The 26,858-nt window shown below is 33.3% G+C and carries 29 protein-coding genes; 24 read left to right on the top strand and 5 right to left on the bottom strand.

What is annotated here, in order from left to right:
* Positions 1 to 17: 17 nt before the first annotated feature.
* Positions 18 to 539, top strand: a complete 522-nt coding sequence (locus RIN63_RS03270; protein ID WP_310443230.1) for a peroxiredoxin — start codon at positions 18 to 20, stop codon at positions 537 to 539.
* A 68-nt stretch (positions 540 to 607) separates the two neighbouring features.
* Positions 608 to 1,231: a CoA pyrophosphatase gene (locus RIN63_RS03275; protein WP_310443231.1), complete on the top strand. Its 624-nt coding sequence runs from the start codon at positions 608 to 610 to the stop codon at positions 1,229 to 1,231.
* 56 nt (positions 1,232 to 1,287) lie between these two features.
* Here the strand turns inward: RIN63_RS03275 and RIN63_RS03280 are convergent, their stop codons facing one another.
* Complete coding sequence (locus RIN63_RS03280; RefSeq protein ID WP_310443232.1) at positions 1,288 to 2,082, bottom strand: CAP domain-containing protein; 795 nt, start codon at positions 2,080 to 2,082, stop codon at positions 1,288 to 1,290.
* Positions 2,083 to 2,439: 357 nt separating this feature from the next.
* Between RIN63_RS03280 and RIN63_RS03285 the strand changes: the two genes are divergently transcribed.
* The 11 genes from RIN63_RS03285 (at position 2,440) to RIN63_RS03335 (ending at position 15,788) form a co-directional block, all read left to right on the top strand.
* The gene (locus RIN63_RS03285) at positions 2,440 to 3,720 is read left to right on the top strand and encodes an amidohydrolase family protein (RefSeq protein ID WP_310443233.1); all 1,281 of its coding nucleotides are present in this window, start codon (positions 2,440 to 2,442) and stop codon (positions 3,718 to 3,720) included.
* Between the two features lie 79 nt (positions 3,721 to 3,799).
* Positions 3,800 to 5,470, top strand: a complete 1,671-nt coding sequence (locus RIN63_RS03290) for a PucR family transcriptional regulator ligand-binding domain-containing protein (RefSeq protein ID WP_310443234.1) — start codon at positions 3,800 to 3,802, stop codon at positions 5,468 to 5,470.
* A 154-nt stretch (positions 5,471 to 5,624) separates the two neighbouring features.
* Positions 5,625 to 7,097: a protein adenylyltransferase SelO family protein gene (locus tag RIN63_RS03295; RefSeq protein WP_310443235.1), complete on the top strand. Its 1,473-nt coding sequence runs from the start codon at positions 5,625 to 5,627 to the stop codon at positions 7,095 to 7,097.
* 112 nt (positions 7,098 to 7,209) lie between these two features.
* Positions 7,210 to 8,205 carry a nucleoid-associated protein gene (locus RIN63_RS03300; RefSeq protein ID WP_310443236.1) on the top strand — a complete coding sequence of 332 codons (996 nt, stop codon included), beginning with the start codon at positions 7,210 to 7,212 and terminating at the stop codon, positions 8,203 to 8,205.
* A gap of 35 nt (positions 8,206 to 8,240) precedes the next feature.
* A complete protein-coding gene (locus RIN63_RS03305; RefSeq protein ID WP_310443237.1) occupies positions 8,241 to 9,617 on the top strand; it encodes a sigma 54-interacting transcriptional regulator in 1,377 nt (458 codons plus the stop codon).
* 282 nt (positions 9,618 to 9,899) lie between these two features.
* On the top strand, positions 9,900 to 11,261 hold the full coding sequence (locus tag RIN63_RS03310) for an aldehyde dehydrogenase family protein (RefSeq protein ID WP_310443238.1): 1,362 nt from the start codon (positions 9,900 to 9,902) through the stop codon (positions 11,259 to 11,261).
* Between the two features lie 22 nt (positions 11,262 to 11,283).
* The gene (locus RIN63_RS03315) at positions 11,284 to 12,399 is read left to right on the top strand and encodes a 4-hydroxybutyrate dehydrogenase (RefSeq protein WP_310443239.1); all 1,116 of its coding nucleotides are present in this window, start codon (positions 11,284 to 11,286) and stop codon (positions 12,397 to 12,399) included.
* 11 nt (positions 12,400 to 12,410) lie between these two features.
* Positions 12,411 to 13,712 (top strand): acetyl-CoA hydrolase/transferase C-terminal domain-containing protein, encoded by a 1,302-nt coding sequence (locus RIN63_RS03320; protein WP_310443240.1) that lies wholly within the window; start codon positions 12,411 to 12,413, stop codon positions 13,710 to 13,712.
* A 45-nt stretch (positions 13,713 to 13,757) separates the two neighbouring features.
* Entirely contained in the window at positions 13,758 to 15,212 is a 1,455-nt protein-coding gene (locus RIN63_RS03325; RefSeq protein WP_310443338.1) for a 4-hydroxyphenylacetate 3-hydroxylase family protein, read from the top strand.
* A gap of 19 nt (positions 15,213 to 15,231) precedes the next feature.
* Positions 15,232 to 15,528, top strand: coding sequence for a NifU family protein (locus RIN63_RS03330; protein ID WP_310443241.1), 297 nt, complete (start codon positions 15,232 to 15,234; stop codon positions 15,526 to 15,528).
* Positions 15,525 to 15,788 (top strand): hypothetical protein, encoded by a 264-nt coding sequence (locus RIN63_RS03335; RefSeq protein ID WP_310443242.1) that lies wholly within the window; start codon positions 15,525 to 15,527, stop codon positions 15,786 to 15,788. Before RIN63_RS03330 ends, RIN63_RS03335 begins: the two co-directional genes overlap by 4 nt.
* 264 nt (positions 15,789 to 16,052) lie before the next feature.
* Here RIN63_RS03335 and RIN63_RS03340 read toward each other — a convergent pair whose 3' ends face one another.
* From RIN63_RS03340 to RIN63_RS03355, 4 genes are all read right to left on the bottom strand, one after another.
* Positions 16,053 to 16,310: a hypothetical protein gene (locus RIN63_RS03340; RefSeq protein ID WP_310443243.1), complete on the bottom strand. Its 258-nt coding sequence runs from the start codon at positions 16,308 to 16,310 to the stop codon at positions 16,053 to 16,055.
* 13 nt (positions 16,311 to 16,323) lie between these two features.
* Positions 16,324 to 16,668 carry a zf-HC2 domain-containing protein gene (locus RIN63_RS03345; RefSeq protein ID WP_310443244.1) on the bottom strand — a complete coding sequence of 115 codons (345 nt, stop codon included), beginning with the start codon at positions 16,666 to 16,668 and terminating at the stop codon, positions 16,324 to 16,326.
* A complete protein-coding gene (locus tag RIN63_RS03350) occupies positions 16,661 to 17,143 on the bottom strand; it encodes a sigma-70 family RNA polymerase sigma factor (RefSeq protein ID WP_310443245.1) in 483 nt (160 codons plus the stop codon). The genes RIN63_RS03345 and RIN63_RS03350 overlap by 8 nt, the downstream gene beginning before the upstream one ends.
* Positions 17,144 to 17,389: 246 nt before the next feature.
* Positions 17,390 to 18,088, bottom strand: a complete 699-nt coding sequence (locus tag RIN63_RS03355; RefSeq protein ID WP_310443246.1) for a cyclase family protein — start codon at positions 18,086 to 18,088, stop codon at positions 17,390 to 17,392.
* Between the two features lie 239 nt (positions 18,089 to 18,327).
* On the opposite strand from RIN63_RS03355, the gene RIN63_RS03360 reads away from it, so the two are divergent.
* The 11 genes from RIN63_RS03360 to ade all read left to right on the top strand — a co-directional run bounded on the left by RIN63_RS03360 (position 18,328) and on the right by ade (position 26,793).
* Positions 18,328 to 19,926 carry a dihydroorotase gene (locus RIN63_RS03360; RefSeq protein WP_310443247.1) on the top strand — a complete coding sequence of 533 codons (1,599 nt, stop codon included), beginning with the start codon at positions 18,328 to 18,330 and terminating at the stop codon, positions 19,924 to 19,926.
* Positions 19,927 to 19,953: 27 nt separating this feature from the next.
* A complete protein-coding gene (locus RIN63_RS03365; protein WP_310443248.1) occupies positions 19,954 to 20,565 on the top strand; it encodes an isochorismatase family cysteine hydrolase in 612 nt (203 codons plus the stop codon).
* Between the two features lie 118 nt (positions 20,566 to 20,683).
* Positions 20,684 to 21,241 carry a UbiX family flavin prenyltransferase gene (locus tag RIN63_RS03370; protein WP_310443249.1) on the top strand — a complete coding sequence of 186 codons (558 nt, stop codon included), beginning with the start codon at positions 20,684 to 20,686 and terminating at the stop codon, positions 21,239 to 21,241.
* 16 nt (positions 21,242 to 21,257) lie between these two features.
* Positions 21,258 to 22,607, top strand: coding sequence for a UbiD family decarboxylase (locus RIN63_RS03375; RefSeq protein WP_310443250.1), 1,350 nt, complete (start codon positions 21,258 to 21,260; stop codon positions 22,605 to 22,607).
* Positions 22,608 to 22,685: 78 nt separating this feature from the next.
* Positions 22,686 to 22,967, top strand: a complete 282-nt coding sequence (locus tag RIN63_RS03380) for a BMC domain-containing protein (RefSeq protein WP_310443251.1) — start codon at positions 22,686 to 22,688, stop codon at positions 22,965 to 22,967.
* A gap of 2 nt (positions 22,968 to 22,969) precedes the next feature.
* Positions 22,970 to 23,191 carry a hypothetical protein gene (locus RIN63_RS03385; RefSeq protein ID WP_310443252.1) on the top strand — a complete coding sequence of 74 codons (222 nt, stop codon included), beginning with the start codon at positions 22,970 to 22,972 and terminating at the stop codon, positions 23,189 to 23,191.
* An 18-nt stretch (positions 23,192 to 23,209) separates the two neighbouring features.
* Positions 23,210 to 23,578 carry a BMC domain-containing protein gene (locus RIN63_RS03390; protein ID WP_310443253.1) on the top strand — a complete coding sequence of 123 codons (369 nt, stop codon included), beginning with the start codon at positions 23,210 to 23,212 and terminating at the stop codon, positions 23,576 to 23,578.
* A gap of 31 nt (positions 23,579 to 23,609) precedes the next feature.
* Positions 23,610 to 23,891 carry a BMC domain-containing protein gene (locus tag RIN63_RS03395; RefSeq protein WP_310443254.1) on the top strand — a complete coding sequence of 94 codons (282 nt, stop codon included), beginning with the start codon at positions 23,610 to 23,612 and terminating at the stop codon, positions 23,889 to 23,891.
* Positions 23,892 to 23,910: 19 nt separating this feature from the next.
* Complete coding sequence (locus tag RIN63_RS03400; protein ID WP_310443255.1) at positions 23,911 to 24,672, top strand: flavoprotein; 762 nt, start codon at positions 23,911 to 23,913, stop codon at positions 24,670 to 24,672.
* Positions 24,673 to 24,674: 2 nt separating this feature from the next.
* Entirely contained in the window at positions 24,675 to 24,962 is a 288-nt protein-coding gene (locus RIN63_RS03405; RefSeq protein WP_310443256.1) for a EutN/CcmL family microcompartment protein, read from the top strand.
* A gap of 16 nt (positions 24,963 to 24,978) precedes the next feature.
* Positions 24,979 to 26,793 carry an adenine deaminase gene (gene ade / locus RIN63_RS03410; protein WP_310443257.1) on the top strand — a complete coding sequence of 605 codons (1,815 nt, stop codon included), beginning with the start codon at positions 24,979 to 24,981 and terminating at the stop codon, positions 26,791 to 26,793.
* Positions 26,794 to 26,858 lie beyond the last annotated feature (65 nt).

Consider the following 26,858-nt stretch of genomic DNA (forward strand, 5'->3'; position numbering starts at 1 on the left):
AAATATGGAGGTAGAAAATGGATAGAATAGTTGGTAGAAAAGCACCAGATTTTAGCATGAATACTTGTTTGGGAGACGGTTCAGACTTTGGCAAGGTAAGGTTGGATGATTATAAAGGAAAATGGCTTGTAATGTTCTTTTACCCATTAGATTTTACTTTTGTATGCCCTACAGAAATTACAGGATATAGTAAGAGAATTGAGGATTTCAAAAAAGAAGATACTGAACTCTTATCTGTATCTGTAGATAGTGAACATTCACATAAAGCATGGATTAATTCAAGTTTAGGAAAGGTAAATTTCCCAATGGCTTCAGATATGACAAAAAAAGTATCTAGCGATTACGGAGTTCTATTAGAAGATGAAGGTGTTGCTTTAAGAGGATTATTTATCATAGATCCAGAAGGAATTGTAAGATATTCTGTAATCCATGATTTAAATGTAGGAAGGTCTGTTGATGAAACCCTTAGGGTACTTAGAGCATTAAAGACTGGTGGACTTTGTCCTGTAGATTGGGATGAAGGCGAATCATTACTATAAAAACTAGGGGTCTATGACCCCTTTTTTAATGAGTAGAAGTATTAGAAATATAGGTCTGGAGGTATATAATGAATATAGAAAGAATAACTGAAAGAATAAAGAATAGAACTCCTAAGCCTATGGATATTAAGAGAGAATATTCAGTACTACTACCTATTATTGAAAGGGATGGGAGATTAGAGATAATATATGAGCTTAGATCTAAAAATCTGGATACTCAGCCTGGAGAAATATCCTTCCCTGGTGGTGAAGTAGAATTAAACGAATCCTATGAAGAAGCGGCCATAAGGGAGACAATAGAGGAGTTAAATATTAAAGAAGAGAATATAAGCATAATTGGAGAACTTGATTATTTGGTTTCCTATGCAAATATGACAATTCGTTGTTTTTTAGGAACAATCTCTGGAGTAAATGTGGATAAGATAACTCCAAATTCTAGTGAAGTGGATCATATATTCACAGTTCCTCTGGATTTCTTTTTAGAGAATGAGCCAGATGTATATTACTTAGATTTACAAACTGTATTAAATGATGAATTTCCGTATAATCTAATACCTAATGGAAGAGATTATAATTGGAGAAGTGGCAAACATTCAGTTATGTTCTATAACTACAATGACTATATTATATGGGGATTTACTGCAAAAATGACAAGACAATTTATAGAATTAATAAAAGGACCTAAAACTTAGGTCCTTTTATTAATTCTTCGCCACAAAGTATATATTTTCAAACAACTTATTACATATTAGTTAGTGAACATTTGAGTCCAATAGTTTGTACCATTACTTGATCTATAATGACCTACACCAATCTTACCAAAGCTTGGGTTCATTATATTAGCTCTGTGTCCTGATGAATTCATCCATGCAGTAACTACAGATTGTGCAGATTGTTGACCCTTGGCAATGTTTTCTCCAGCAGTATTATATTTAATACCAAATGATTTCATCATATCAAATGGTGAACCATAAGTTGGAGATGTATGACTAAAGTAGTTTTTGACTGCCATATCTTCAGATTTCTTTCTAGCTACATTTGAAATTTCACTACTTGCAGCTAATGGCTTAAGTCCTTCTTTTTGTCTCTCAATATTTACCAATCTAACAACTTCCAATTCAATAGCTGACAAGCCTGATACTGATGGTGTTTCAGGAGCAGGTGTTGGCGTTGGCTTTGGAGTCGGAGTTGGTGTTGGTGTTGGTGTTGGTACTGGTGTTGGAGCCGGTGTCGGTTTAGGAGTACTTGGCTCTGTAGGTGTAGTTGGTGCTGGTGTACTTGGTTTTGATGGTGTAGATGGTCTACTATTGACTATTATCCAATTAAATACAGGATATTGTGTATTTTGATCAGAATTATAGTTGTAATTGTAGTTGTATCTACTACTATTATCATAATTTATTGAATATCCTCTTCCATAAGTATTATATAATGAATTATAGTTAACATTGGTCAAATTAAAGTTTGCAGCACTTGCTGCAGATGAACTTAATACTGTGGCGGCTATTAATGAGTAAATTACTTTTCTTTTCTTATTAAACATGTTTCTGTCCTCCTTGAAATTTTGAGTAAAATTAACTTTCTTAACTTGCCTCCTTTCAATAGTTACAAATAGGTTACATTTTTTAAAAGTATAACATTGAATAGGGGTAAAGATAAACCCTCAATACATGGGAAGTTTACATAATATTGGGAAAGGCATAATTTATATATATAATTTGAGGATATCAACTAATTAATGTTATAATGATATAAAGACCGAAGAATATCATTTCCTTAGAAGGGATAATTTGTATAATATATACATAGGATTATTGTTTAGTTATGAATATAATATAGTTGAAATATTATGTTTGTGAGAATTAATAAAAATAAGCAATAATATGAGGAGTGGATAAGTGTGAATAAAGTGGTGTTCAAAGGTACTGTAGTCTTTACTCCAAGTAAAGAGAAGTTTGAAATTCATGAAGATTCATATATTATAGTGGAAGACGGAAAAATAGTAGATATTTCTCAAGAGTTGGAAGAATCCTACAAAGACTATTTATTTAAAGATTTTACTGGGAAGTTAATAATACCAGGTTTTGTTGACTTGCATCTTCATGCTCCTCAATATCCTAATAGGGGTCTAGGGCTTGACAAGGAGCTTATACCTTGGTTAGAAACTTATACTTTTCCCGAAGAAGGAAAATACAAGGATTTAAACTATTCTAGAAAAGTATTCTCAAGACTAATAAATGAGCTATGGAGAGTTGGGACTACTCGCTCTGTTGTTTTTTCTAGTACACATAAGGATAGCACTAAGATTTTGATGGATATGTTTATAGAATCTGGTCTAGGTGCATATGTAGGGAAAGTCAATATGGATCAAAATACTACAGATTACTTAGATGAAGATACAAAGGTATCCATAGAAGAAACTGAAGAAATATTAAAAGAATATATGGATAAGTCTAGCCTAGTACAACCAATTATTACACCAAGATTTATACCAACTTGTTCAGAAGAATTGCTTAAGGCATTGGGAGATTTAGCTACAATATACAATATACCTATTCAATCTCACTTAAATGAAAACACTGCTGAAGTATTGTGGGTGAAGGAATTGTATCCTAATTCTAAGAACTATGCCTCAGTATACGATGACTTTAACCTTTTTGGTCAAAAGAAGACCGTAATGGCTCATAATATATATAATACTGATGATGAGATTGATTTAATGGCGAAAAATGGCGTATATGCAGCTCATTGTCCATATTCAAACTATAATTTATCCAGTGGGATCATGCCTGTTAGAAAACATTTAGATAGAGGAGTACCAGTTGGATTGGCTTCAGATATTTCAGGAGGCAATAGCCTAAATATAGCAAGTGTCATAGTATCTGCTATCCAAGCATCAAAAATGGTATGGCTAAATACAAACAAAGAATTTGCGCCACTTACTTTTAGTGAAGGATTCTTCCTAGGAACAAAAGGAGGAGGAAGTTTCTTTGGAAAGGTAGGAAGTTTTGAGAAGGGATACGAATTTGATGCTCTTATAATAGATGATAAGGAATTATCTGATATTAAGGAATTAACTATTGAAGAAAGAATTCAAAGATTTGTCTATATAGGCGATGATAGAAATATCATTGAAAGATATGTACGAGGAAGAAAGATCGAAGAGCCATTCAGACAATAAGTACATCAAGGGACTAAGAAGCAAAGGGACTGGCCTGCTTCAAAAAGTAATAACTATATTCTAACTGAGGGGTAAATTTATGTCTAGACAAAATGGAATTAGTTTAGAAGATATGTTGAAACTAGATGTGATGAAATCCTGCAATTTAATTGCAGGTTTTCGTGGTGTGAGAAATACCATATCTAGAGTAAATATTATGGCAGATCCTGATATATTAGAATGGACAACGGAGGGAGAATTACTTCTAACTACTGCTTATTCATTCAAGAGAGAAAATATTGATGTACAAAAAGAACTTATAAGAGAATGTGCTTCTAAGAAAGTGGCAGGATTAGGTATAAAAATATCTCCATATTTAGAAGCACTATCTCCAGAAATCCTTGAATTAGCTAATGAATTAAGCTTCCCAATAATAGATATACATTATTCCATTCCCCTTTCAGATATAATGATGGATTCTTTTAAGGTGATCTTTAACAAGCAAGCATCTCTTTTAGAACGAATAGAGAAGGTCCATGAGCAATTGATGGGTGCTATGTTAGAAGGAAATGGGGTAGAGGATTTAATTCAAATAGTCCAAGATAATATTAGAAATCCTGTAATCCTTCATTTAAGTTTTTCCAATGAGATTATAGAATGTAGTGATGGAATTAGAAATGATTTAAACGGTGAATTGACTAAGCAGGTAAAAGAATTTTATGACTCTAACAACAATAAAAACAAATTGAAGAAATTAGATGAGGAAAAAGTTCTTATTAATGGTAAATATATTAAAAGAATGATAATGCCCATTGTTCTAAGAGACAATATATATGGTCATATATTTGCATGGGGGACAGATATGCCTCTAGGTGGATTTGACTTAGCTATAATTGAATCTGCTTCCACTACCGTTGCACTCTCGATTTTACAGGAACTATCTATTAAGGAAGTTGAAATCAGATATAGGTCTGAATTCTTTGAAGATTTGATTTCTATAGATAGCAAAAGAAAGAAAAAAGCCTTAGAAAGAGCAAGATTTTTTAATCTTCAAATGGACAACCATTATCTTATAGAAGTTATGAGTTTTAGACATGAGAATGAAAGCAAGGAAATAGAGTTGCAAATTGACTACATACAAGAATTCCTAAATCCAATAGTGTCAATCATAGAAGAATTAATGAATTACTTGAATTTGAGAGGCATAGTATCCACAAAAGGCAATGGAATTCAAATACTTTTAAGCTTCACAGATTCTGCTCAAATCTTAAGTAGAATTAAAGAATTTAATAATATGATTGTAGAAAATATAGCCAGTAAGTTTGCTAAATTAGAAGTCAAAATAGGAGTAGGAAGAGTATATAAATCCCTAGATAATGTGGATAAAAGTTTCCAAGAAGCTGTTCGTACAGTAAGGATAGGAAAAGCAATTACCTGTAAAGAAATAATAACCTTTGATGAATTAGGTATATTTAAAATATTATCTCAAGATTCATTAGTAGAGGAATTGGAGGATTTCTATAATACTACATTAAAGCCTTTAGTTGATTATGATGAGAAGAAATCAACAGAATTAGTAAAGACCTTGAATATATATTTTATGAATAATGGGAACCTAACTAGAATATCTGAGCAAATGTTTGCCCATTATAATACTATTTTATATAGAATGAGTCGTATTAGTGAAATAACTGGTATGGATTTAGAAAACCCAAACCACAGATTAAATCTAGAAATAGCCATAAAAATAAAAGAACTATTAAGCAAGTAGAAAAACTAAAGTTGACATGAGAGATTCTCATGTCTTTTTTAATGTAATCTTAATTTAATGGGTATAATAAAATATCATGAGTATTGACTAAATAGATTATAGTTTATTGATATATAGAATCTTAACTTATAAAGTATAGATGGAAGGAGACAATATGACAGAGAAAAAAACAATAATAGAAACAGGATTGAATTTAGATAGTAGTTATGCTGGTTTACCTGAATTGTTTTTCACTAATACTAAACCCACCACTGTAAATTCACCAAAGTTAATTATTCTCAACAATCCTTTGGCAATATCTTTAGGATTGAATGTTCAATGGTTGGAAAGTAATGATGGTATATCTATGCTGGCAGGAAATTATATTCCAGAAGATGCCTTTCCTATTGCTCAAGCCTATGCAGGACACCAATTTGGGCATTTTACTATGTTGGGAGATGGAAGAGCTATATTACTAGGGGAGCAGATTACTCCATCTGGAGAGAGATTTGATATTCAATTAAAAGGCTCAGGTAGAACTCCCTATTCACGAGGTGGTGATGGTCGAGCAGCCTTGGGGCCAATGCTGCGTGAATATATCATAAGTGAAGCAATGTATTCCCTTGGGATTCCTAGTACACGCAGCCTTGGAGTAGTTACAACGGGTGAGTCTATAATTCGAGAAAAGATGCTACCTGGTGCAGTTCTTACTAGGATAGCTGCTAGTCATCTGCGAGTAGGTACCTTTGAATATGCTTCTAGATTGGGTACAGTTCAGGATCTAAAAGAATTGGCTGATTACACATTGAATAGACATTTTTCAATGGATGAAAATGTGGCCAATCCTTATATTTTCTTACTTCAAGAAGTAATTAAGGTTCAGGCCCAATTACTTGCAAAATGGCAACTAGTAGGCTTTATCCATGGAGTAATGAATACTGATAATATGACCATAAGTGGAGAAAGCATTGATTATGGTCCATGTGCTTTCATGGATACCTATAATCCAGCAACGGTATTTAGCTCCATTGATAGTCGTGGTCGCTATGCCTATGGTAATCAACCTCATATTGCTCAGTGGAATCTAACTAGATTTGCTGAAGCATTATTACCTCTGTTACATGAAAATGAAGAAGAAGCTGTCAAGCTAGCTCAAAATGCAATATCCAGTTTTTCAGATTTGTTTCATCTTAATTGGTTAAAAGGAATGAGAGGAAAACTTGGATTGTTTAAGGAAGAAATACAAGACGAATCATTAATTGAAGAGCTTCTTACTATGATGGAGAAATATGGCGCTGATTACACTAATACCTTCCTTGCATTAACTTTTGATAAAACACAAGATACAGAACTCTTTGCTTCTAAGGAATTTGCTCACTGGTATGAAAAGTGGCAAGAAAGACTAAGTAGGCAAGAGGAATCAAAGGAAACTTCACATGAATTAATGCGAGACTCAAATCCAGCAGTAATCCCTCGTAATCACAGAGTAGAAGAGGCACTTGACGCTGCTGTAAATCAAGGAGATTATACTGTGATGAATAAACTTCTTCATATTCTTTCCTGCCCATATGCCCATTCTCAAGAACAAAGTGAATACGCGACACTTCCTAGCCTAACATCACCTTATCGAACTTTTTGCGGTACCTAAATATTTTAAAGCCTATATAAAAGCTTTAGCCTTTATAGAGGCTTTTTTATTTTATTCTTCGTATATTTTGTAAAATATAGTATAATTAAAGGCAGTAAAGGAGAGATCAATTTTGGAAATTAGAATAAATAATGCAATACTTCACATACTTGATGCAACATCGGCTTTGCCAGTTTACTCTAGGGAGACTCTACATCTAGATGATGAAAGAATACATGATTTTATTGGCAAACATATTGAACGATTATTTGAAGATCAATCCGTAAAATTAGGTAAGTTTATGGGAAGTTCTCAGATTGAAAGATTTATTGAGAATATAAGAGAGGATTTCGTGGATACTAGTATATCAATTGCAGAAATATTATATGAATTAATGCAAAAGTACACAGAAATTCCTTGTGGTGATTTACTTATATCTTTGGTAAATTCAGATAATAAAAACTATCTTGCCATATTAAAATTTAATTACAAAGAAGGATATACCCATTATGTGGATTATGGGGATTCTGGTACATTAAATAAGATAGTTATAAACAAGGTAATGTTCCCTTCGGAGACTCAGAGAAATATTGAGGCAGCTTTAATTGACTTAGAGGATTTATCAATTAAGGTATTTGAGAGAGAATATGATATTGAAGGAGGAAAGATTGAGTACTTTTCAAAGTTATTCCTTGAATGTACTACAAATCTTTCAATCAAGGAAAGTATCAAGGTAATTAGAGATGTGGCAAAAGATATTACAAAAAGATATTATGATGACGACTTCGATAAAGTATCTGCAATCAAAGAAGCAATCTATGAGAACTTAGATAGTGGGACTATAGAGGTAGAAAATGTTGCAAATGCCATATTTAAAAATAGCCCTGATATTAAAAATGAGTATATTGAAAGAGTGGAAAGTGCAGGAGTTGATAGAATTGTAGATTTGGATGGGAAAAAACCAGAAAAGAAATTAACTGTGCACAAAATAAAGATGGATAATGGAATTCAACTTGATATTCCAGTTGATATATATCGCAATAAAAACATTATTGAGTTTGTAAATAATTCTGATGGAACTATTTCCATTATTATTAAAAATATAAACAAGATTAAACAAGGGAATTAAAAATATTCTGTAATTATCCGCAAGGGGTGATTGTTTTGTTATCTGAAGTAGGCTTGCATTTAAGAATAAATGATATATTGGATTCGTCTTTTGATGGAATTTACATAACAGACGGACAAGCTAATACAATTATTGTAAATAAAGCATATGAAAGAATAGCTGGAATCAAGATTGAGGAATTAATTGGGCGAAATATGAAAGATCTAGTAAGGGAAGGATACATATCCCAATCTGCAACTCTATTAGTATTGGAAGATAGAAAAGTAAATACAATAGAACAGAATTTCAGTACAGGGAAGAAAGCCTTGGTAACTTCTACCCCTGTATTTAACAATGCAGGGGAAATAACCATGGTAGTTACAAATGTAAGGGATATTACTGAACTGTATGAGTTAAAGGAAAAACTAGATGAAAAAGAGAATTTGACCAAGAAATATTCAGTAGAATTAGAAGCTATGAAAATTGAGTTATTGAAGAATAATGACTTAATTGCCATGGATAAGAAGATGCTAGATATTATAAAGATGTCTATTAGAGTAGCTCCTATTGATACAACTGTGCTTATTACAGGAGAGACAGGTGTAGGTAAGGGAGAAATAGCCAAACTAATATATAAAAATAGCTATAGGGAAAATAAACAATTTATTAAAATCAATTGTGGATCCATACCTAAGACCCTTATAGAAGCTGAACTCTTTGGATATGAAAAGGGTGCTTTTACAGGAGCAAATAAGGATGGAAAAATGGGCTTGTTTGAGGTGGCAGATGGAGGGACTATTTTTTTAGATGAAATAGGAGAATTACCCCTTGATATACAGGTAAAACTTTTGAGGGTACTTCAAGATGGTCAATTTACTAAAATAGGTGGGATAAACGAGGTAACTGTTGATGTTAGAATATTAGCAGCAACTAATAGAGATCTAGAAGAAATGGTAAGAGAAAAAACCTTTAGAGAGGATTTATATTATAGACTAAATGTTGTTCCAATTATAATACCACCCCTTAGAGATAGAAGAGATGATATTATGCCCCTTATAAACTATTTTTTAAGTAAGCTAAATAAAAAATACAATTTTAAGAAAACCATATCACCTGAAGTATTGAAGACTTTGTATTCCTATGAATGGAAAGGAAATGTAAGGGAACTAAGAAATATAATTGAGAGAATAATGGTAATGTCTGAGAAGGATATCATTAATAAAGACGATCTTCCACAGCCTATATTGACTTGGGATAGCAAGCAGAATATTATACAAGAAAATGATATAGTACCATTGAGACAAGCCTTAGGTAAAGTAGAAAATCATCTTTTAAAGATTGCATATGATAAATACGGAAATGTACGAGATGCAGCAAAGGCATTGGAAATAGATCCTGCAACTTTTGTTCGGAAAAGACAAAAACATAAGTAAGTGTTGCAAAAATACAACCAGTTGACAATATGCAATAAGTAGACAAAAAGGAAAAGATGGCCATTTTGCTCATGATTGTTAAAAAAATATCATTGTTTACATTTTTAAATGGTGCAAATATGCAACAAATATACTGTGGAATAATTTCTTTTAGAAAAAAATAATTACAAAACAAGCATAATACATATGAATGAAAAATTTCACAATTTACATTAAATGGCATAGTTCTTGCAATATTATGTTTCATAAGCAACAAAATAATATGAAAAGAGGGATATTTTGGTGACTAAAACAGCTGTGGATATGATGGTAGAAAAAGCAAGAGAAGCTCAAAAGGTATTTGAAAAATTTAATCAAGAACAAGTAGATGCTATAGTAAAAGCTATGGGTAAGGTAATCTATGATAATGCTGAGCTTTTAGCAAAAGAGGCAGTAGAAGAAACTAGAATGGGTGTATATGAAGATAAAGTGGCTAAAAACAAAGGAAAATCAAAAACTATTTGGAATAGTTTAAGAGATAAAAAATCCATTGGAATAATTGGTGAAGAAACTGAAAACGGACTTATTTTAGTAGCTAAGCCTATAGGAGTAGTTTGTGCTGTTACTCCAACTACAAACCCAATAGTTACACCAATGTGTAATGCTATGTTTGCTTTAAAAGGAGGCAATGCAATAATTGTAGCCCCTCATCCTAGATCTAAAAAATCTAGTACACATGCAGTTGCATTGATGAACCAAGAGATCAAGAAACTAGGTGCACCAGATAATCTAATTCAAATAATAGAAGAACCTTCTATAGAATTAACAGGAGAATTAATGCAAAAAGCTGATGTCGTATTGGCAACAGGTGGTATGGCAATGGTTAAGTCTGCTTATTCTAGTGGTAAACCTTCATTTGGAGTAGGTGCAGGTAATGTTCAAGTAATTTTAGATAGGGATATTGACTATGTAGAAGCAACACAAAAAGTAATAGCAGGAAGAATATTTGATAATGGAATAATCTGTTCTGGAGAACAATCAATTATTGTACCAGAAGATAAATATGATGAAGTAGTAAAAGCAATGAAAGTAAATGGAGCATTTTATGCAGAGGATGATGAAACAGTAAATAAATTTAGAGATGCAATGTTTAAAAATGGAATGATAAATGGTGATGTAGTAGGACAATCTGTACAATTTATAGCGAATTTAGCAGGAGTAGAAGTACCAAAAGAAACAAAAGTTATATTATTAAAACCAACAGGAGTTGGAAAAGAAGATTTACTTTGCAAGGAAAAAATGTGTCCAGCAATGATAATATTGCCATATAATACTTTTGAAGAAGCAGTAGAAATAGCTCAAACTAATCTTGAATTAGAAGGAAAGGGACATACAACTGCAATCCATTCAAACAATCAAGAACATATTAAATATGCTGGTTTAAACCTTACAGTATCAAGACTTGTAGTAAATGCACCATCATCTACTACTGCTGGTGGATCATTCTTTAATGGTTTATCACCAACTACTACTTTAGGCTGCGGTACTTGGGGAAATAATAGCATATCAGAAAACTTGAATTATAGACATTTAATTAATGTTTCAAGAGTAGCATTTGTAAGACAAGGAGTAACTGCTCCTACAGATGAAGAAATTTGGAATTAATTAAAAATAAGGGGTGGATTAAGTGAGACAATTAATTATTAAACCACAAATATATAAATTTAACACTTGTGCTGAATTTATAGAGGCTTTTCCAGTAACTGAAAAAGACCTAGTACTTACTAATGAATATATTTTCCAACCATATTTTGGGGGCTTCAACTTACCTTGTAATGTAGTATATCAAGAAAAATATGGACTAGGTGAGCCATCAGATGAAATGATAGATAAGATATTTGATGATATTAAAGAAATTGATTTTAATAGAGTAATTGCCATAGGTGGAGGTTCTGTAATAGATATAGCAAAATTATTTGTAATTAAAAACGGAACAAATGCATTAGAATTATTTGATAAGACCATTCCAATGCTAAAGGATAAGGAATTAATCATAATCCCTACAACATGTGGCACTGGTAGCGAGGCTACAAATATTTCCATAGCAGAAATAAAATCCAAGGGTACAAAAATGGGATTAGCAATAGACGAATTGTATGCAGATTATGCAATCATGATTCCTGAAATGGTGAAAACATTACCATATAAATTCTTTGTAACTAGCTCCATAGATGCCTTGATTCACGCTATAGAATCCTTAGTTTCTCCAAAATCCAACTGCTATACTGAATTATTCAGTATAAAGGCTATTGAAATCATATTAAAGGGATATTTAGAGATAGTTGAAAAGGGCGAAGATCATAGAATGGAAATAATTGAAGATATACTAATTGCAAGTAATTATGCAGGTATAGCTTTTGCCAATACAGGAGTAGGAGCAGTTCATGCATTATCCTATCCAGTTGGAGGAACTTACCATGTACCTCATGGAGAAGTAAATTATCAATTCTTCGTAGAAGTATTTAGGACATATAATAGATTAAATCCAAATGGAAAAATAAAAGAAGTAAATGAAATGTTAGCAAAATTAATTGGAACTACAACTGCAAATGTATATGAAGAACTAGAAAAGATACTAAACAATTTATTACCTAAAAAAGCTCTTAGAGAGTATGGAATGAAAGAAGAAGAAATTGAAGAATTCACTATATCTGTACTTGAAAAACAACAAAGATTATTAGCAAATAACTATACAGAATTATCAAGGGATGAAATAAAAGGCATATTTGCTAGATTGTTTTAAGGAGTGATTGTATGGATTGGATGGTAGAATATAAAAATAGATTAGTTTCTTTAGATGAAGCAGTAAAACATATAGAATCTGGAGATAGAGTTGTTATTGCCCATGCAATAGGTGAACCGTCAGCTTTAATAGACGCGATGGTATCCAATAGAAATCAATATAGAGATGTAGAAATAGTCCATTTAGTACCAATGGGCAAGGGTGAATACTTACAAGAGGGTATGGAAAAGCATTTCAAACATAATGCCATATTCTGTGGTGGAATAAGTAGAAATCCAGTAAATGAAGGAAGAGCAGATTATACACCTTGCTTTTTCCATGAAGTACCAAGGCTTTTCAGAGACGGGTATTTACCAATAGATGTGGCTCTAATCATGGTTAGTCCACCAGATGCTGATGGAAATTGTAGTCTAGGCACATCGGTAGATTATACTAAATCAGCAGTAGAATGTGCGAAAATAACTATTGCTCAAGTAAATGAAGAAATGCCAAGGACTTATGGAGATTCTTTTGTAAATATTAAAGACTTGGATTATATAGTAGAGGCAAATACACCTCTACCAATACTAAATCCACCTAAAATATCTGATATAGAGCGTGCCATTGGAGAGCATTGTGCTTCTTTAGTTGAAGATGGCTCAACATTACAATTAGGTATTGGAGCAATACCTGATGCCGTATTATTGTTTTTAAAGGATAAAAAGGACTTAGGTATTCATTCAGAAATGATATCAGATGGAGTAGTTGAGCTTTATGAGGCTGGAGTAATTACAAACAAGATGAAAACCATACATCCAGGAAAGATGGTAGTCACATTTTTAATGGGTACTGAAAGATTGTATAATTTTGTTAATAATAATCCTGAAGTTGAAATGTATCCAGTGGATTATGTAAATGATCCTTGTGTAATCATGCAAAACTACAAGATGGTATCCATTAACTCCTGTATACAGGTAGATTTAATGGGTCAAGTAGTTTCAGATACTGTAGGGAAAAAGCAATTCAGTGGAGTAGGCGGACAAGTAGATTTCGTTCGTGGAGCAAGCATGTCAAAGGGCGGAAAATCAATTATTGCAATGCCTTCCACAGCTGCAAAGGGAACAGTTTCAAGAATAGTATCCTTAATTGACGAAGGTGCTGCTGTGACTACTTCAAGAAATGATGTGCAATATATCGTTACAGAATATGGTATAGCAAATCTTAAGGGAAAGACCCTAAAAGATAGAGGAAGAGCCTTGATTAACATTGCTCATCCAGATTTCAGAGAAGATTTAATCAAAGAATGGGAAGCAAGATTTAATACTCAGTTTTAATAGTGAGTTCAAAATATATTAAAGGGGATGTTGTTAGTGGCATTGATGACGAGAGAACAATATATAGAAAGTTTAAGAAAGTTGAATTTGAAGGTTTATATGTTTGGGGAGCTTGTTGAGAACCCTGTTGATCATCCTATAATTAGACCATCTATGAATTCAGTAGCTATGACCTATGAATTGGCACAGCAAGATGAATATAAGGATTTAATGACTACAAAATCACATTTAACTGGAGAAACAATAAATAGATTCTGTCATATTCATCACAGTACTGAGGATTTAACTAAAAAAATAAAAATGCAAAGATTATTAGGTCAAAAAACTGCTTCATGCTTCCAAAGATGTGTAGGTATGGATGCTTTTAATGCAATCTATTCAACTACTTTTGAAATGGATAAAGAATATGGAACAAATTATCATGAGAGATTTGTAAATTACTTAAAATTTGTTCAAGAAAAAGACTATACCGTAGATGGAGCAATGACAGATCCAAAGGGCGATAGAGGACTTTCACCATCAGAACAAGAGGATCCAGATTTATATCTTCGTATTACTGAAGTAAGAGAAGATGGAATCGTAGTTAGAGGAGCAAAGGCTCATCAAACAGGGGCAGTAAACTCCCATGAGCATTTAATCATGCCTACTATAGCTTTAAAAGATGAAGACAAGGACTATGCAGTATGCTTTGCAGTTCCATCAGATGCAGAGGGAGTAATCATGATCTATGGTCGTCAATCTTGTGATACAAGAAAATTAGAAGAAGGTGCAGATATTGACCTTGGAAATGCTAATTTTGGTGGACATGAAGCATTAGTTATATTCAATGATGTATTTGTTCCAAATGATAGAGTATTTATGTGCAAAGAAGCTAAATATGCTGGCATGTTAGTTGAAAGATTTGCTGGATATCATAGACAATCCTATGCATGTAAAACAGGTGTAGGCGATGTATTAATAGGTGCAGCAGCTTTGGCGGCAGATTATAATGGAGCCAACAAAGCTAGTCATGTAAAAGACAAATTAATTGAAATGATGCACTTAAATGAAACTATATGGGCATGTGCTGTAGCTTGTTCAGCAGAAGGAAGTAAAACTGCTTCTGGAAACTATTTAATTGATTTATTACTTGCAAATGTATGTAAGCAAAATGTAACTCGTTTCCCATATGAAATAGCTAGATTGGCGGAGGATTTAGCAGGTGGAATCATGGTTACTATGCCATCAGAAGCTGACTACAAAGACCCTGAAATAGGCAAATATGTTGAAAAATACCTAGCAGGAAAGACTGGAACTTCAACAGAAAATCGTATGAGAGTACTAAGACTTATAGAGAATATTACTTTAGGTACTGCAGCAGTTGGATACAGAACAGAATCCATGCATGGTGCAGGTTCACCACAAGCACAAAGAATAATGATAGCTCGCCAAGGAAATCTTGAAGCTAAGAAAGAAATGGCAAGAAAAATTGCTCAAGTAGATCCAAGCAAAGATAAATAATTAAACCGGAGGACTTGATGTGAAAGATATTTTATTCCAGAAAGTAGAAGAGATAGTAGAAGAATTTATAAGACCGCAGCTTAAAATCCATGGGGGAGACATAAGGATTAATTCTATTATTGATAAAATAGTAAGAATTACACTAACGGGAAATTGTCACGGTTGTCCTTCTGCACAGATAACTACTGAGGAAATCGTAGAAGAAATATTAATAGAAAAACTAGGGGATTCCATAGATGGAGTAATTCTAGTAAATCAAGTTGATGAAGAATTACTATCCTTTGCTAAACAAATCTTAAATGGTGGTGCTAAGTGATAGTAGGCATAAAATATTGTGGTGGATGCAATTCAAGATTTGATCGTGTTACTATGGTAGACAAAATAAAATCAGATTATAGAGAGTTTGATTTTAACTATGCTACAGAAAACATAGAATATGATTTTATCATAGTAGTCAACGGATGCCATATAGCCTGTGCAGGGCTACATGGATTAAAAACAAGAAAAGGTTTTGTGGAAATTAGAGATAACGATTATAATAATATCAAAGCAGAAATTGATCGGATGAAGGAATAGCAAAAGCCAGGAGAAATCATCTCCTGGCTTTTGTTACTTTAGAATCTCAATAGGCAAAAGCTCTTTTAATCCTCTGGATAACTCTTTAGATGTATTCTTATCTAATCCGCAGATTTTTAACTCTTTATTAAAAGTATACTTAAATATCATATACTTTGTTACTGCATAAAGAACCCAGATTGGTAATAATATGAGGCCCAATAAAAACTTAATTATGAATTTGACATAGTGATAAAGGGTTATCATTATACAATACCCTCAACACTATTTGTCAACAAACTTTGAGACATCTTTCAGTGAGAGCATATAGTTCTTAGCCATATCAAGAGCCACATCTTGAGGGATTCCTGATTCAAGTAACTCCTTGTATAAGCTCCCAACTGCCTGCCCCATATTTTTACCAGCTTCAGCAGAATAAAGAGTTCCCATTATACCACTGATAAGCTTTGGCACTTTATCGGAAACAGCATCCAAAATTTCACCTATTTCCTTTGCGTCGCCATCTTTTTTAAATTCTACCATTTAAATTACCTCCTTAAATAAATTGTAAAGCAAGTTTAATTGATTTTCTTGTAGTTGATAATGCATAAGGTATAACATTCAGAGGCTCTAATAAGGATTTTATATCTGATAATTTGAAACTAGAGTTGTCTCCTTTAGTCTCTGCAATCATATTAAATGCACTTTCCAAGACATCATCTGGTACTTCCATCATGTCTTTGGCAATTGTTTGAGATAAAGCAATAGTTATGGCAAGTTCCTCTCGACAGTCAGGACAGTCAGCAAGATGTTCGAGAAGGGTTGTTTTATCATGATTACTTATTGTATTATTGATATAAGCAATAATGAAATCACTAATATTTAGGCATTCATTAGTCATAAGCGCTCTCCCTTTCATTGAGCAAAGGTCTTAACTTATTCTTTATAGAATATACTTTGCTTTTTATTGTACCTATTGGAATTCCGGTAATGCTTTGGATTTCAGTGTATGAAAGCTGTGCATTAAATATTAAAAAAAGTAGCTCCCTATCTATTTGTGGTAAAGTAGATAAAGATTTTTTAATATCAACCTGATCTATGATATTTTCAATATCATTAGATAGACAAATGTTTTTCTCAATTTCCCCAAATTCCATTACTTCAAAATTGCTGCGATTATAATGTTTGCGATAAAAATCATTGATTTTATTTCGGCATATACCTATAATCCATGTTTTAAAGGTTGAAGTTTTTTTAAAACCCTTTATTCCTTGCCAAATTCCTAGCATGGTTTCCTGTAATACATCATTTACATCATCTTTGTTTGAAATGTTGGTGAGGATATAGTTATATAGAATTTTCATATATTGATTCATTATAAGTTCGAAGGACCTGGTATTGCCTTGTATTGCTTCTTCTAATAGTTGGTCTATAGTCTGAGTATTATTAAAATAACTTATCTACATCACCCCCTTGAACACCCTTACATATACTTAGTCGCAATAAATATAAAAATGGTTCGAAAGAAAATAAGAATATTTTTATATACTATTATATCGGATATAAAAACAATTTAGTATTTAGTATAGATAAAGCCAGGAGAAATCATCTCCTGGCTTTGCTTATTCTTCTTCAACTAATGCAACTGCTCTAATAGGTGAGCCTGTACCTTCTCTAATCTTAAGTGGCAATCCCATATATAAAAATCTTTTGTTTACCAATTTGTCTAAGTTACACAAATTCTCAGTATTAGTTATATGGTATTCCCCACAAATGAGATGAGCTGAGAAATCAGTATCATCTGGCGTTAAATCAATAGCAGGTGCATCTACTCCTATGTTCACTACTCCTTGCTCAGCTAACCATTTTGCAGCATCATAGCTTAGTCCAGAATAATCAGTTTGAAACATGTCTGTACCAAAATTTCTATCATGATGGCCTGTATACAGTAGAACTATATCCCCAGGTCTGATTTCTTGTCCAGATCGGGATAAGGCTTCTTCTAAATCCCTAGGTTCGAAATAGTTTGGGTATCTTATATGGGATAGATCTAAACATATAGCTGAGCCCCAAAAATACTCTAAAGGCATATTGTCGATGGTTGGCCCTTCGGGATTATATTCCCATACTCCGTCACTATGTGTACCGGCATGTTCGCTAATAAGTAAATTCCTTGCGGAGAATCCTAGGGTCTTACTTCCGGTTAATTTCATATTTTCTTCATGACTCATATTACTCATTATAAAGGTCTTCTGATGAATTGGAAAAACGCTCATGCCTTGAAAAATTTCTTGAGATAGGTCAACTAGCTTTAAAGCCATTAAATCCCCTCCAAATATTTAATTAAGTATACTAAATAATTATTTTTATTATTATTATTATAACTGATTACCCAAATAAAGGGTATATAAAAGATATACAAAAATCTTATTAGAATCACACAAAAGATTTGGAATAATTGTTAGTCTCATGGTATATTTTTATAGAAAACTAACAAGGAATATTTACAAGCGTTGTGATATTATTAATACAAATTTAATATTTATAAGGGGGTTATAAGATGTATGATGTTTTAGTAACAAATGCAAGGATACCTCAAGGTGATGATACTATACTAACGAACATTTTAGTTAAAGATGAGAAGATAGCTGGTTTTTTAGACTCAGTAGAGGGTGTAAAAGCAAAAGAGATAATCGATGCAAAGGGAAATTTGACTTTGCCAGGATGCATAGATTCACATACACATTTCATGTATCAAGGATTTCCACATAGAGAAAATTTCCTAACAGGTACTGCTGCTGCAGCTTCAGGCGGGATAACTACAGTTATTGATATGCCATGTTGTTCAGTGCCATCTGCAAGGTCTGCCAAGCAATTACAATTAAAGATAGATTTAGTTCAGCCACAGGCTCTAGTAGATTTTGCCCTATGGGGTGGAGTTACAGGTGAAGATGTAAGAGAAGGTTGGTTAGATCATGTTCAAGAGCAAGCAGATTATGGAGTAGTTGCATTTAAAGCTTATATGACTCCATCAGTTCCTACATTTCCAAGAGTTACAGATCCAGAGATGTATGAAGCATTTAAAGCAGTTGCGAAAACAGGTCTACCAGTAGGTATTCATGCTGAAAACTATTCCATGTGTGATTACTATGTAAAGGATTTCCAAAAACAAGGTAGAATGGATGGTCCAGCTTGGGCTGAAGCAAGAATGGAATTAGCTGAAAAAGTAGCTATACAATTAGGTATTAGCTTTGCTGAAGAATCAGGAGCTAGACTTCATATTGTTCACATGAGTACAGGAATTGGTGCAAAATTAGTAGGAGAAGCAAAGAAAAAAGGATTAAATGTTACATCTGAGACTTGCCCTCACTACTTGACACTAAATGCTCAAGATGCAATGACAGAGCATGGTGCCTTTGCAAAAATAGCTCCACCACTTAGAACTAAAAGAGATAATGAAGAATTATGGGAAGGCCTTAACAATGGTAGCGTAGACTTTATAGGTACTGACCATGCTCCTTATGAAATAGAAAGCGAAAAAGCTAGAGAAGGTATGAATGTATGGACAGCTTTCCCAGGAATACCAGGAGTTGAAACTATGGTTCCTATACTAGTTAGTGAAGGCTATAATAAGGGAAGAGTTTCTCTTTCTAAATTAGTTGATATATTAAGTAAAAATGCAGCAGTTCATTATGGATTATATCCAAAGAAGGGTGCTATGCATATAGGTTCAGATGCAGACTTTACTATAATAGATTTAGATAAAGAATGGACTATTAATCCAAAAGAACAAGCTTCCATGTGTGGTTATTCACCGCTTGAAGGCATGAACTTAAAGGGTAAAGTTGCAAAGACAGTAGTTCGTGGGCATCTAGTATTTGAAGATATAGATGAAAGCTCTTTAGCTAAATTAACTGATGATGAACTTAAAACAATAGTTCACAATTTCCCAGCAGGAATAGAAGAAAAATATGCTGACGAATTCAGTCAATATCCACATCTATATAGTGCTGAATATGAAAACAGCTATAGAATAAATCATCCAGAAGTAATTGATAAACATATAAGAGGAATCAAAGGCATAGTTGCTAAGCCTGGATTTGGTCAATTCATAAAGAGACAAAGTATTCAAGTATTACCAAGAGAAATAAAATACTAATTACAAAACATAAGGAGGAATTAAGAAATGGCAAGACACGCAATTTTAGTAATAGATATGTTAAATGATTTCGGTAATCCAAAAGGAGCTTTATATTGTGAAGGAACAACAATAGTTACTCCAAAGCTTCAAGAATTATTTAAATGGGTTAGGGAAAGACAGGCAGCAGGAAAAGACGATGTACAATTAGTTCACATTCAAGAAGCTCATAGAAAAAATGATGCAGACTTTAAAGTAAGACCAGTTCATGCAGTAGATGGAACTTGGGGATCTGATTTTATTCCTGAGTTAAAGCCAGAAGGTGATGAGTATATAGTTAAGAAGAGAAGACATAGTGCATTTGCTCATACTGATTTAGAATTATTCCTAAGAGAAGAAAATATAGAGACAGTAGTTGTAACAGGTACATGGACTAATGTTTGTGTAAGATCTACAGCCACAGATGCTTTAGCAAGAGCATTTAAGGTAATATCCCTTACTGATGGGATTCATTCTAAGACTCAAGAAATGCATGAATATGGATTAAATGACTTAAGTATATTCACAAAATTAATGACAATTGCTGAATACGAAGATGCTATGGACAAAGGAATTGACCCATGGGCAGGCGGCGGAGACGCAGAAAATAAAGTTAAATAAGAAGAGAGGGACAGGTTTACTGTCCCTAATTTTCAAAAAGGGACAAGGGGACAGGAGTACTGTCCCGCAAAGATGAACAAGGTCTATGTCCCAGAAACATAGAAAGCGAGGAAGCACAATGAGGATAGTAGTTGGGATATCTGGGGGAAGTGGTTCGATTTATGCAGTTTCCCTCCTAAAAGCCTTGAAGGAATTAAATATTGAGACTCATCTTGTAGTATCTACTATGGGGGAGTATGTAACGGAACATGAATGTGGTGTTAATCTAGAGGAACTAAAATCTCTAGCAACTCATTATCATGATAACAAAAACTTTGCAGCTCCAATTTCCAGCGGTTCCTTTAAAGTAGATAAAACAATAATATTACCATGTTCGATGAAAACATTAGCATCTGTTGCTTGTGGTTTTTCAGACTCTTTGCTAGCTAGGGCCTGTGATGTAACAATAAAGGAAGGGCGACCGCTGATATTGGTGCCTAGAGAAACACCTTTAAGCCCTATACATTTGGAAAATATGTTGAAGCTATCTCGTATGGGAGTAACTATTTTTCCACCGAGTCCAGGATTTTATAATCATCCACAGACAATAGAAGATATAGTATTTAATATGACTGGAAGATTATTAGATGCCCTAGGGATTGAAAATAATCTTGTAAAAAGATGGACAGGACAGTAGAAAGGAGGGTTGCTAATTGGAAAGACAAATGCTTAGACATACCCTAGATAGATTAAGAAGTAAAGATTTGCTATTAGAATGTAATAAAGAAGTTGACTATGTATATGAAATGGGCGCAATACTTAGTTATTATAACAATAAAAAGCCTATGTTGTTTAACAAGATAAAGAATAATCAACTGTCTTCAATAGGAGGCCTATATGGAGATAGGGATATTATTTATGACTTACTTAATTTAAATCATGAGAATAGAATAGAAAGATTTATGGATGCAATAGTTAATCCTGAGCCTTACAAAGTAGTGCAAAATGGACCTATAAGAGAAAACATTATAAAAAGAAACATAGATTTACAAAAACTATTACCAATTAACAAATTTCAAGAAAAGGATTCTTCAAGCTTTATCACAGCTGGAGTAATGGTAGTGAAGGATCCAGATACTGGAAGATATTTTACTTCTGTTAGAAGACTTCAAGTAAATGGAGGAAATAAGCTATCAGCTTTAATAGCTTCACCAAAGTTAACTAATGATTTCTTGAAACTAGAGAAACTGAACAAACCTTTAGAAGTAGCCATAGTTTTTGGATATGATGCAGCATTTTTAATGGCATCTCAAATCAGTTCTGCAACCTATGGTGTAGATAAATATCAAGTAGATAGTAGATTAAGAGGTGAAGCTCTAGAACTTGTACAATGTGAAACTGTAGATATTTTAGTCCCAGCCTTTGCAGAGATTGTTTTAGAAGGTAGAATTGTACCAGGTAAGAGAGAATTAGAAGGACCATTTGGAGAATTAATGGGATATTACGGTGCCCAGGCTCCTCATCCAATTATAGAAGTAGATGCAGTGATGCATAGAAATAATCCTATTTATCAAACAGCTTTTCCATGTAGAGAAGAGCATGTGACTAATGGTTTGATAAGGGAAATAGAGCTATATTATCACCTAAAAAATCAATTAGATGTAGTAGATGTAAATGTAACAGAAGGTGGAGGATATAGATTCAATGCCGTTATATCCATTAGAAAACACAAAAAAGGTGATGGGAAAACAGCAATTCTGGCAGCACTAGGTCTGAATAAAGATTTAAAACATGTAGTTATAGTAGACGAGGATGTAGATATATTTGATCTTAGAGATATAGAATGGGCAATAACTACTAGAGCTCAAGCATCACAGGATTTCACTGTAATTGAAGGAGCCCTAGGATCTTCACTAGAGCCTTCCCATGACCTTAGAGGGGTTACAGATAAATTAGGTATAGATGCAACAAAACCTCTAGAGGATAAAGATGAAAAATTTAGTAGAGCTATTATACCAGGATATGATAATATAGATATAAGTAAATACTTTCAAAGTATATAGTAAGAAGATATTATAATACAAATAATTAGACTATATGCGGGGAAGTACCCAAATATTTAATGAAGAAGGTGGGGTAAAGTGAGAGAAGCTATAGGAATGGTTGAAACTAAATCTATGGTTGCAGCCATTGAGGCAGCAGATACTATGCTAAAAGCTGCTAGTGTAAGGATTATGGATTTTCAATTAGTAGGATCCGGACTGGTATCAGTTACAGTTACAGGAGATGTAGCTGCAGTTACAGCAGCAGTAGAAAATGCCAAGATAAGAGCAGCTCAAATAGCAGAGGTAGTTTCAGCAAATGTAATTCCAAGACCTCATGATGAAGTTGATAAAATATTTAATTTTGATGGTGGTGAATAATCATGGCTAATCCATTATCTAGAGTTGCAATGGGAAACATTATAAAAGACAAAAGTTCAATAATTAGCCCTAGACTTGAAGGAAATGGGTCAAATTTAGATAACAAAGAAAATGAATTAATATTTGACATTATAAAAGGTACAAGAGAAGTAGCAGAAATAAAAACAAAGAATGCTAGCATAACCCTAGAAGAGGCAGCAAATAGAATAAAAAATAACCGTTAGTTAAGACGGAGGTGTGATATGAATAAAGCATTAGGTCTTATAGAAGCATTAGGACTTACAACTGCAGTTACTGCTTTAGATGCAGCATCAAAGGCAGCAGAAGTGACTTTAGTTGGAGTAGAAAAGATAATAGGTGTAGGAAAAGCTGTAGGAGTAAATATTCAAATAGCTGGAGAAGTAGCGGCTGTGCAAGCAGCAGTAGATGCAGGAGTTCAGGCTGGAAATAGAGTAGGTACCATATTTTCATCCCATGTAATACCAAGACCCCATGAAGAGGTAGATGCATTGATTGCTAAGTTTGCAAAAAATTTAAATACTCATAGTGAAAAAACAGAAGTAAAAAAAGAAAAAGAAGTTAAGCCAAAGGAAGAGAGTAAGAAAAAATAGTGGAATTTTAACTTAAATACAAGGAGGAATAATGATGAGTCAAGCATTAGGATTAGTTGAAACTAAAGGATTAGTAGGTAGTATTGAGGCAGCAGATGCAATGGTAAAGGCTGCAAATGTTACTTTAGTAGGATATGAGAAAATTGGTTTTGGTCTTGTAACTATAATGGTTAGAGGAGATGTTGGTGCAGTTAAGGCAGCAGTAGATGCAGGTGCAGAAGCAGCAAGATCAGTTGGAGAACTTCACTCAGTTCATGTAATACCAAGACCACATGCGGAAGTTGAAAGAGTTATCTTAAAACAATACGAATAATCAAATTGGAGTGTTTTAGATGAAAACGAAGATAACTGAAAATATACTTCAGGATATATCTAATAGGCTCAAGGGTGAATCCCCCTCTTCAAAAGGGGAAAAAGCCCTTGTAGTTCTCACTGGATCCACTATTGGATTAGATAAAAGAATAAAGCATATCAAAGAACTTAAAAATAAAGGGCTTCAAATATCTTTGGCTTTTTCATTTATGGCAGAGCAATTAATTGATACAAAAGAGATTATTAACCTTTTGTCTCCAGTAAATGTATATAGAGAATCTGATATTTTCAGACTTAAAGATATAACAAAAGATTATTCAAGCATAATAGCTCCAAATATCACAATGAATACTCTTTCAAAAGTAACATTGGGAATGATAGATTCTTGCATACCAACTCTTATTTGGACTTTCCTATATGGAGGGAAAAAAGTAGTTATTGACTTTAGCTCAGTGAGGTATTACTTGGGAGAAGAAACAAATAATAAAGAAATCTCAAATATACTTGAGAATCATATTTCTACCATAAAGAAAATGGGTGCAAGAGAAATAAAAGAAGATAATTACTTAGAGAATTTTAGCATAATGTTAGAATCAAATAAAATAGACTTAAACAAGACTAATCGTATAAATGAAAATAAAAAAGTAATTACTGAGAGAGATATACTAAATTTAACTCAAAATCAAAACTTGAATCTATTAAATGGCACTATAATTACACCATTAGCAAAGGATAGAGCAAGAGAGATGAACATACAAATTAACTTCAATAAGGGGGGCTAGTTTTGCACATTGGAAGAGTTATCGGAACAGTAGTAGCAACACGAAAAGATGAAAAATTAGTGGGATCAAAACTAATGGTAACACAGCCTCTCGATCTAAATCTTTCACCTAAAGGAGACCCACTTATTGCTGTAGATACTGTAGGTGCAGGTATAGGAGAATTAGTAGCCTTTACTACAGGTACTGCCAGTAGAATTGCAGCTAGAAAGATGGATGCACCTATAGATGCTGCAATAGTAGGTATTATAGATGAAATAGATATTAATAAAACTCTATTAGATAAAGAGTAGAGGGGAGGTAATATATTTGAGAGACACAAAATACTTAAAGATGGCAATGGAGTACAGATCTTCCATAGATGCCCTAATGGGAAGCAAGGAACATGCAGATGTAGTCTTGACCAATGGTCAAGTAATAAATGTAATTACTAGAGAGATATATAAGGCTGATATAGCTATTAAACATAAATATATTCTATTAGTAGGAGATTGTAAGGATTTAATTGGACCTGAAACTACTGTAATAGATGTGGAAGGAAAATACCTATCACCTGGATTCATAGATTCACATATGCATTTTGAGTCTAGTATGCTTACTGTTACAGAATTTTCAAGACTTTCCATACCTTCAGGGACAACTACTTTAGTGGCAGATCCACATGAAATAGGAAATGCCCTCGGACCAATAGGTATGAAGGCTATGGCAGATGAGATAGATTTTGTCCCATCTAATGTATATTTAGTAGTACCTGCCCTTACACCAGATTGTCCTGATTTAGAAACAGCAGGATATGATGTTAATTCTAAGGATATGGAAGACTTACTAAATTACAAGAATATAATCGGAATTGGTGAATTACAAGGATTTAGTAATGCAAAGCATGTATATAGAAATACACCTGAGATAATTACAGATCTACTTTCTTCAACTATGTATGCAAGATCTAAAAATATGGTAGTAGATGGAAATGCTCCAGAATTATTCGGAAAAGAATTAGCAGCACATATAATTGCAGCAGCAGGAAAATGTTCCTGTCATGAAACTACTACAAAGGCAGAAGCAGTAGAAAAACTACGTCAAGGAGTATATGTTTTCATGAGAGAAGGTTCTACTCAAAAGAATATGGCGGAATGTATCCGAGCTGTAACTGAAGAGGGAATGGACTCTAGAAGATGTATATTAGCCACTGATGATATGGTAGCAGCAGATTTAGAGACTGTAGGACATATGAACGAAATAGTTAGAAGAACAATAAAGCAAGGCGTAAGCCCTGCAGAAGCTATACAAATGGTTACTATAAATCCAGCAACCTATTTTGGCTTTGACCATGTTGGCGTACTATCTCCAGGAAAACAAGCTGATATTGCCATAATAGATGATTTAACCGAAATGACAGTAGCAGGAGTATTTTTAAAGGGTAAGCTAGTTGCATCTAAGGGAGAACTATTGATAGATCTACCTAGATATACTTATCCTGAGGAAGTAAAAAAATCTGTTAAAATAGGTCCGATTTCTGAAAAGGATTTGGAAATAGAAGCAGAAGGTTCCAATGCTAGGGTAAGGTGTATAGAAGTTATACCAGATCAAAACTTAACTGGCAAATCTGAAGAAACATTAAGAGTTAACAGAGGCGTAGTTGAAGCAGATATATCCAAGGATACTCTATATATAGCTTGTGTTGAGAGATATAATCGTACAAATTACATTGGGAAGGCTTTTGTAAAAGGTTTTGGTATGAAAGAAGGAGCATTTGCAGAGTCTGTTGCTCATGATACTCACAATATTTTAGTTGCAGGAACAAACATTAGAGATATGACTATTGCTGTAAACGCGGTTATTGAAATGGGTGGAGGTATAGCCATCGCAAACAAAGGAAGAATTATATCTGAAATGAGACTACCTGTAGGGGGACTTATAACTGATGAACTAGACGGACACCAAGTAAGCCAAAAGATAGCTGAAGTTGAAAATGTTATAATAAAGGATTTGGGATGCAAAATCCATGCTCCTTTAATGCATTTATCATTTTTAGCATTATCTACTAGTCCCGCTTGGAAAATAACTGATAAAGGACTTATAGATGTAAATAACTTTAAGATTCTTTCACCAGTTATCAAATAAGATTTAGTTTAATTACTAAATATATATTAAGTAGGAAGGAGGACTTTTTTCTAATACTTATTAAT

It is taken from the genome of Tissierella sp., assembly GCF_031460495.1.
GTDB lineage: Bacteria > Bacillota > Clostridia > Tissierellales > Tissierellaceae > JAVKTS01.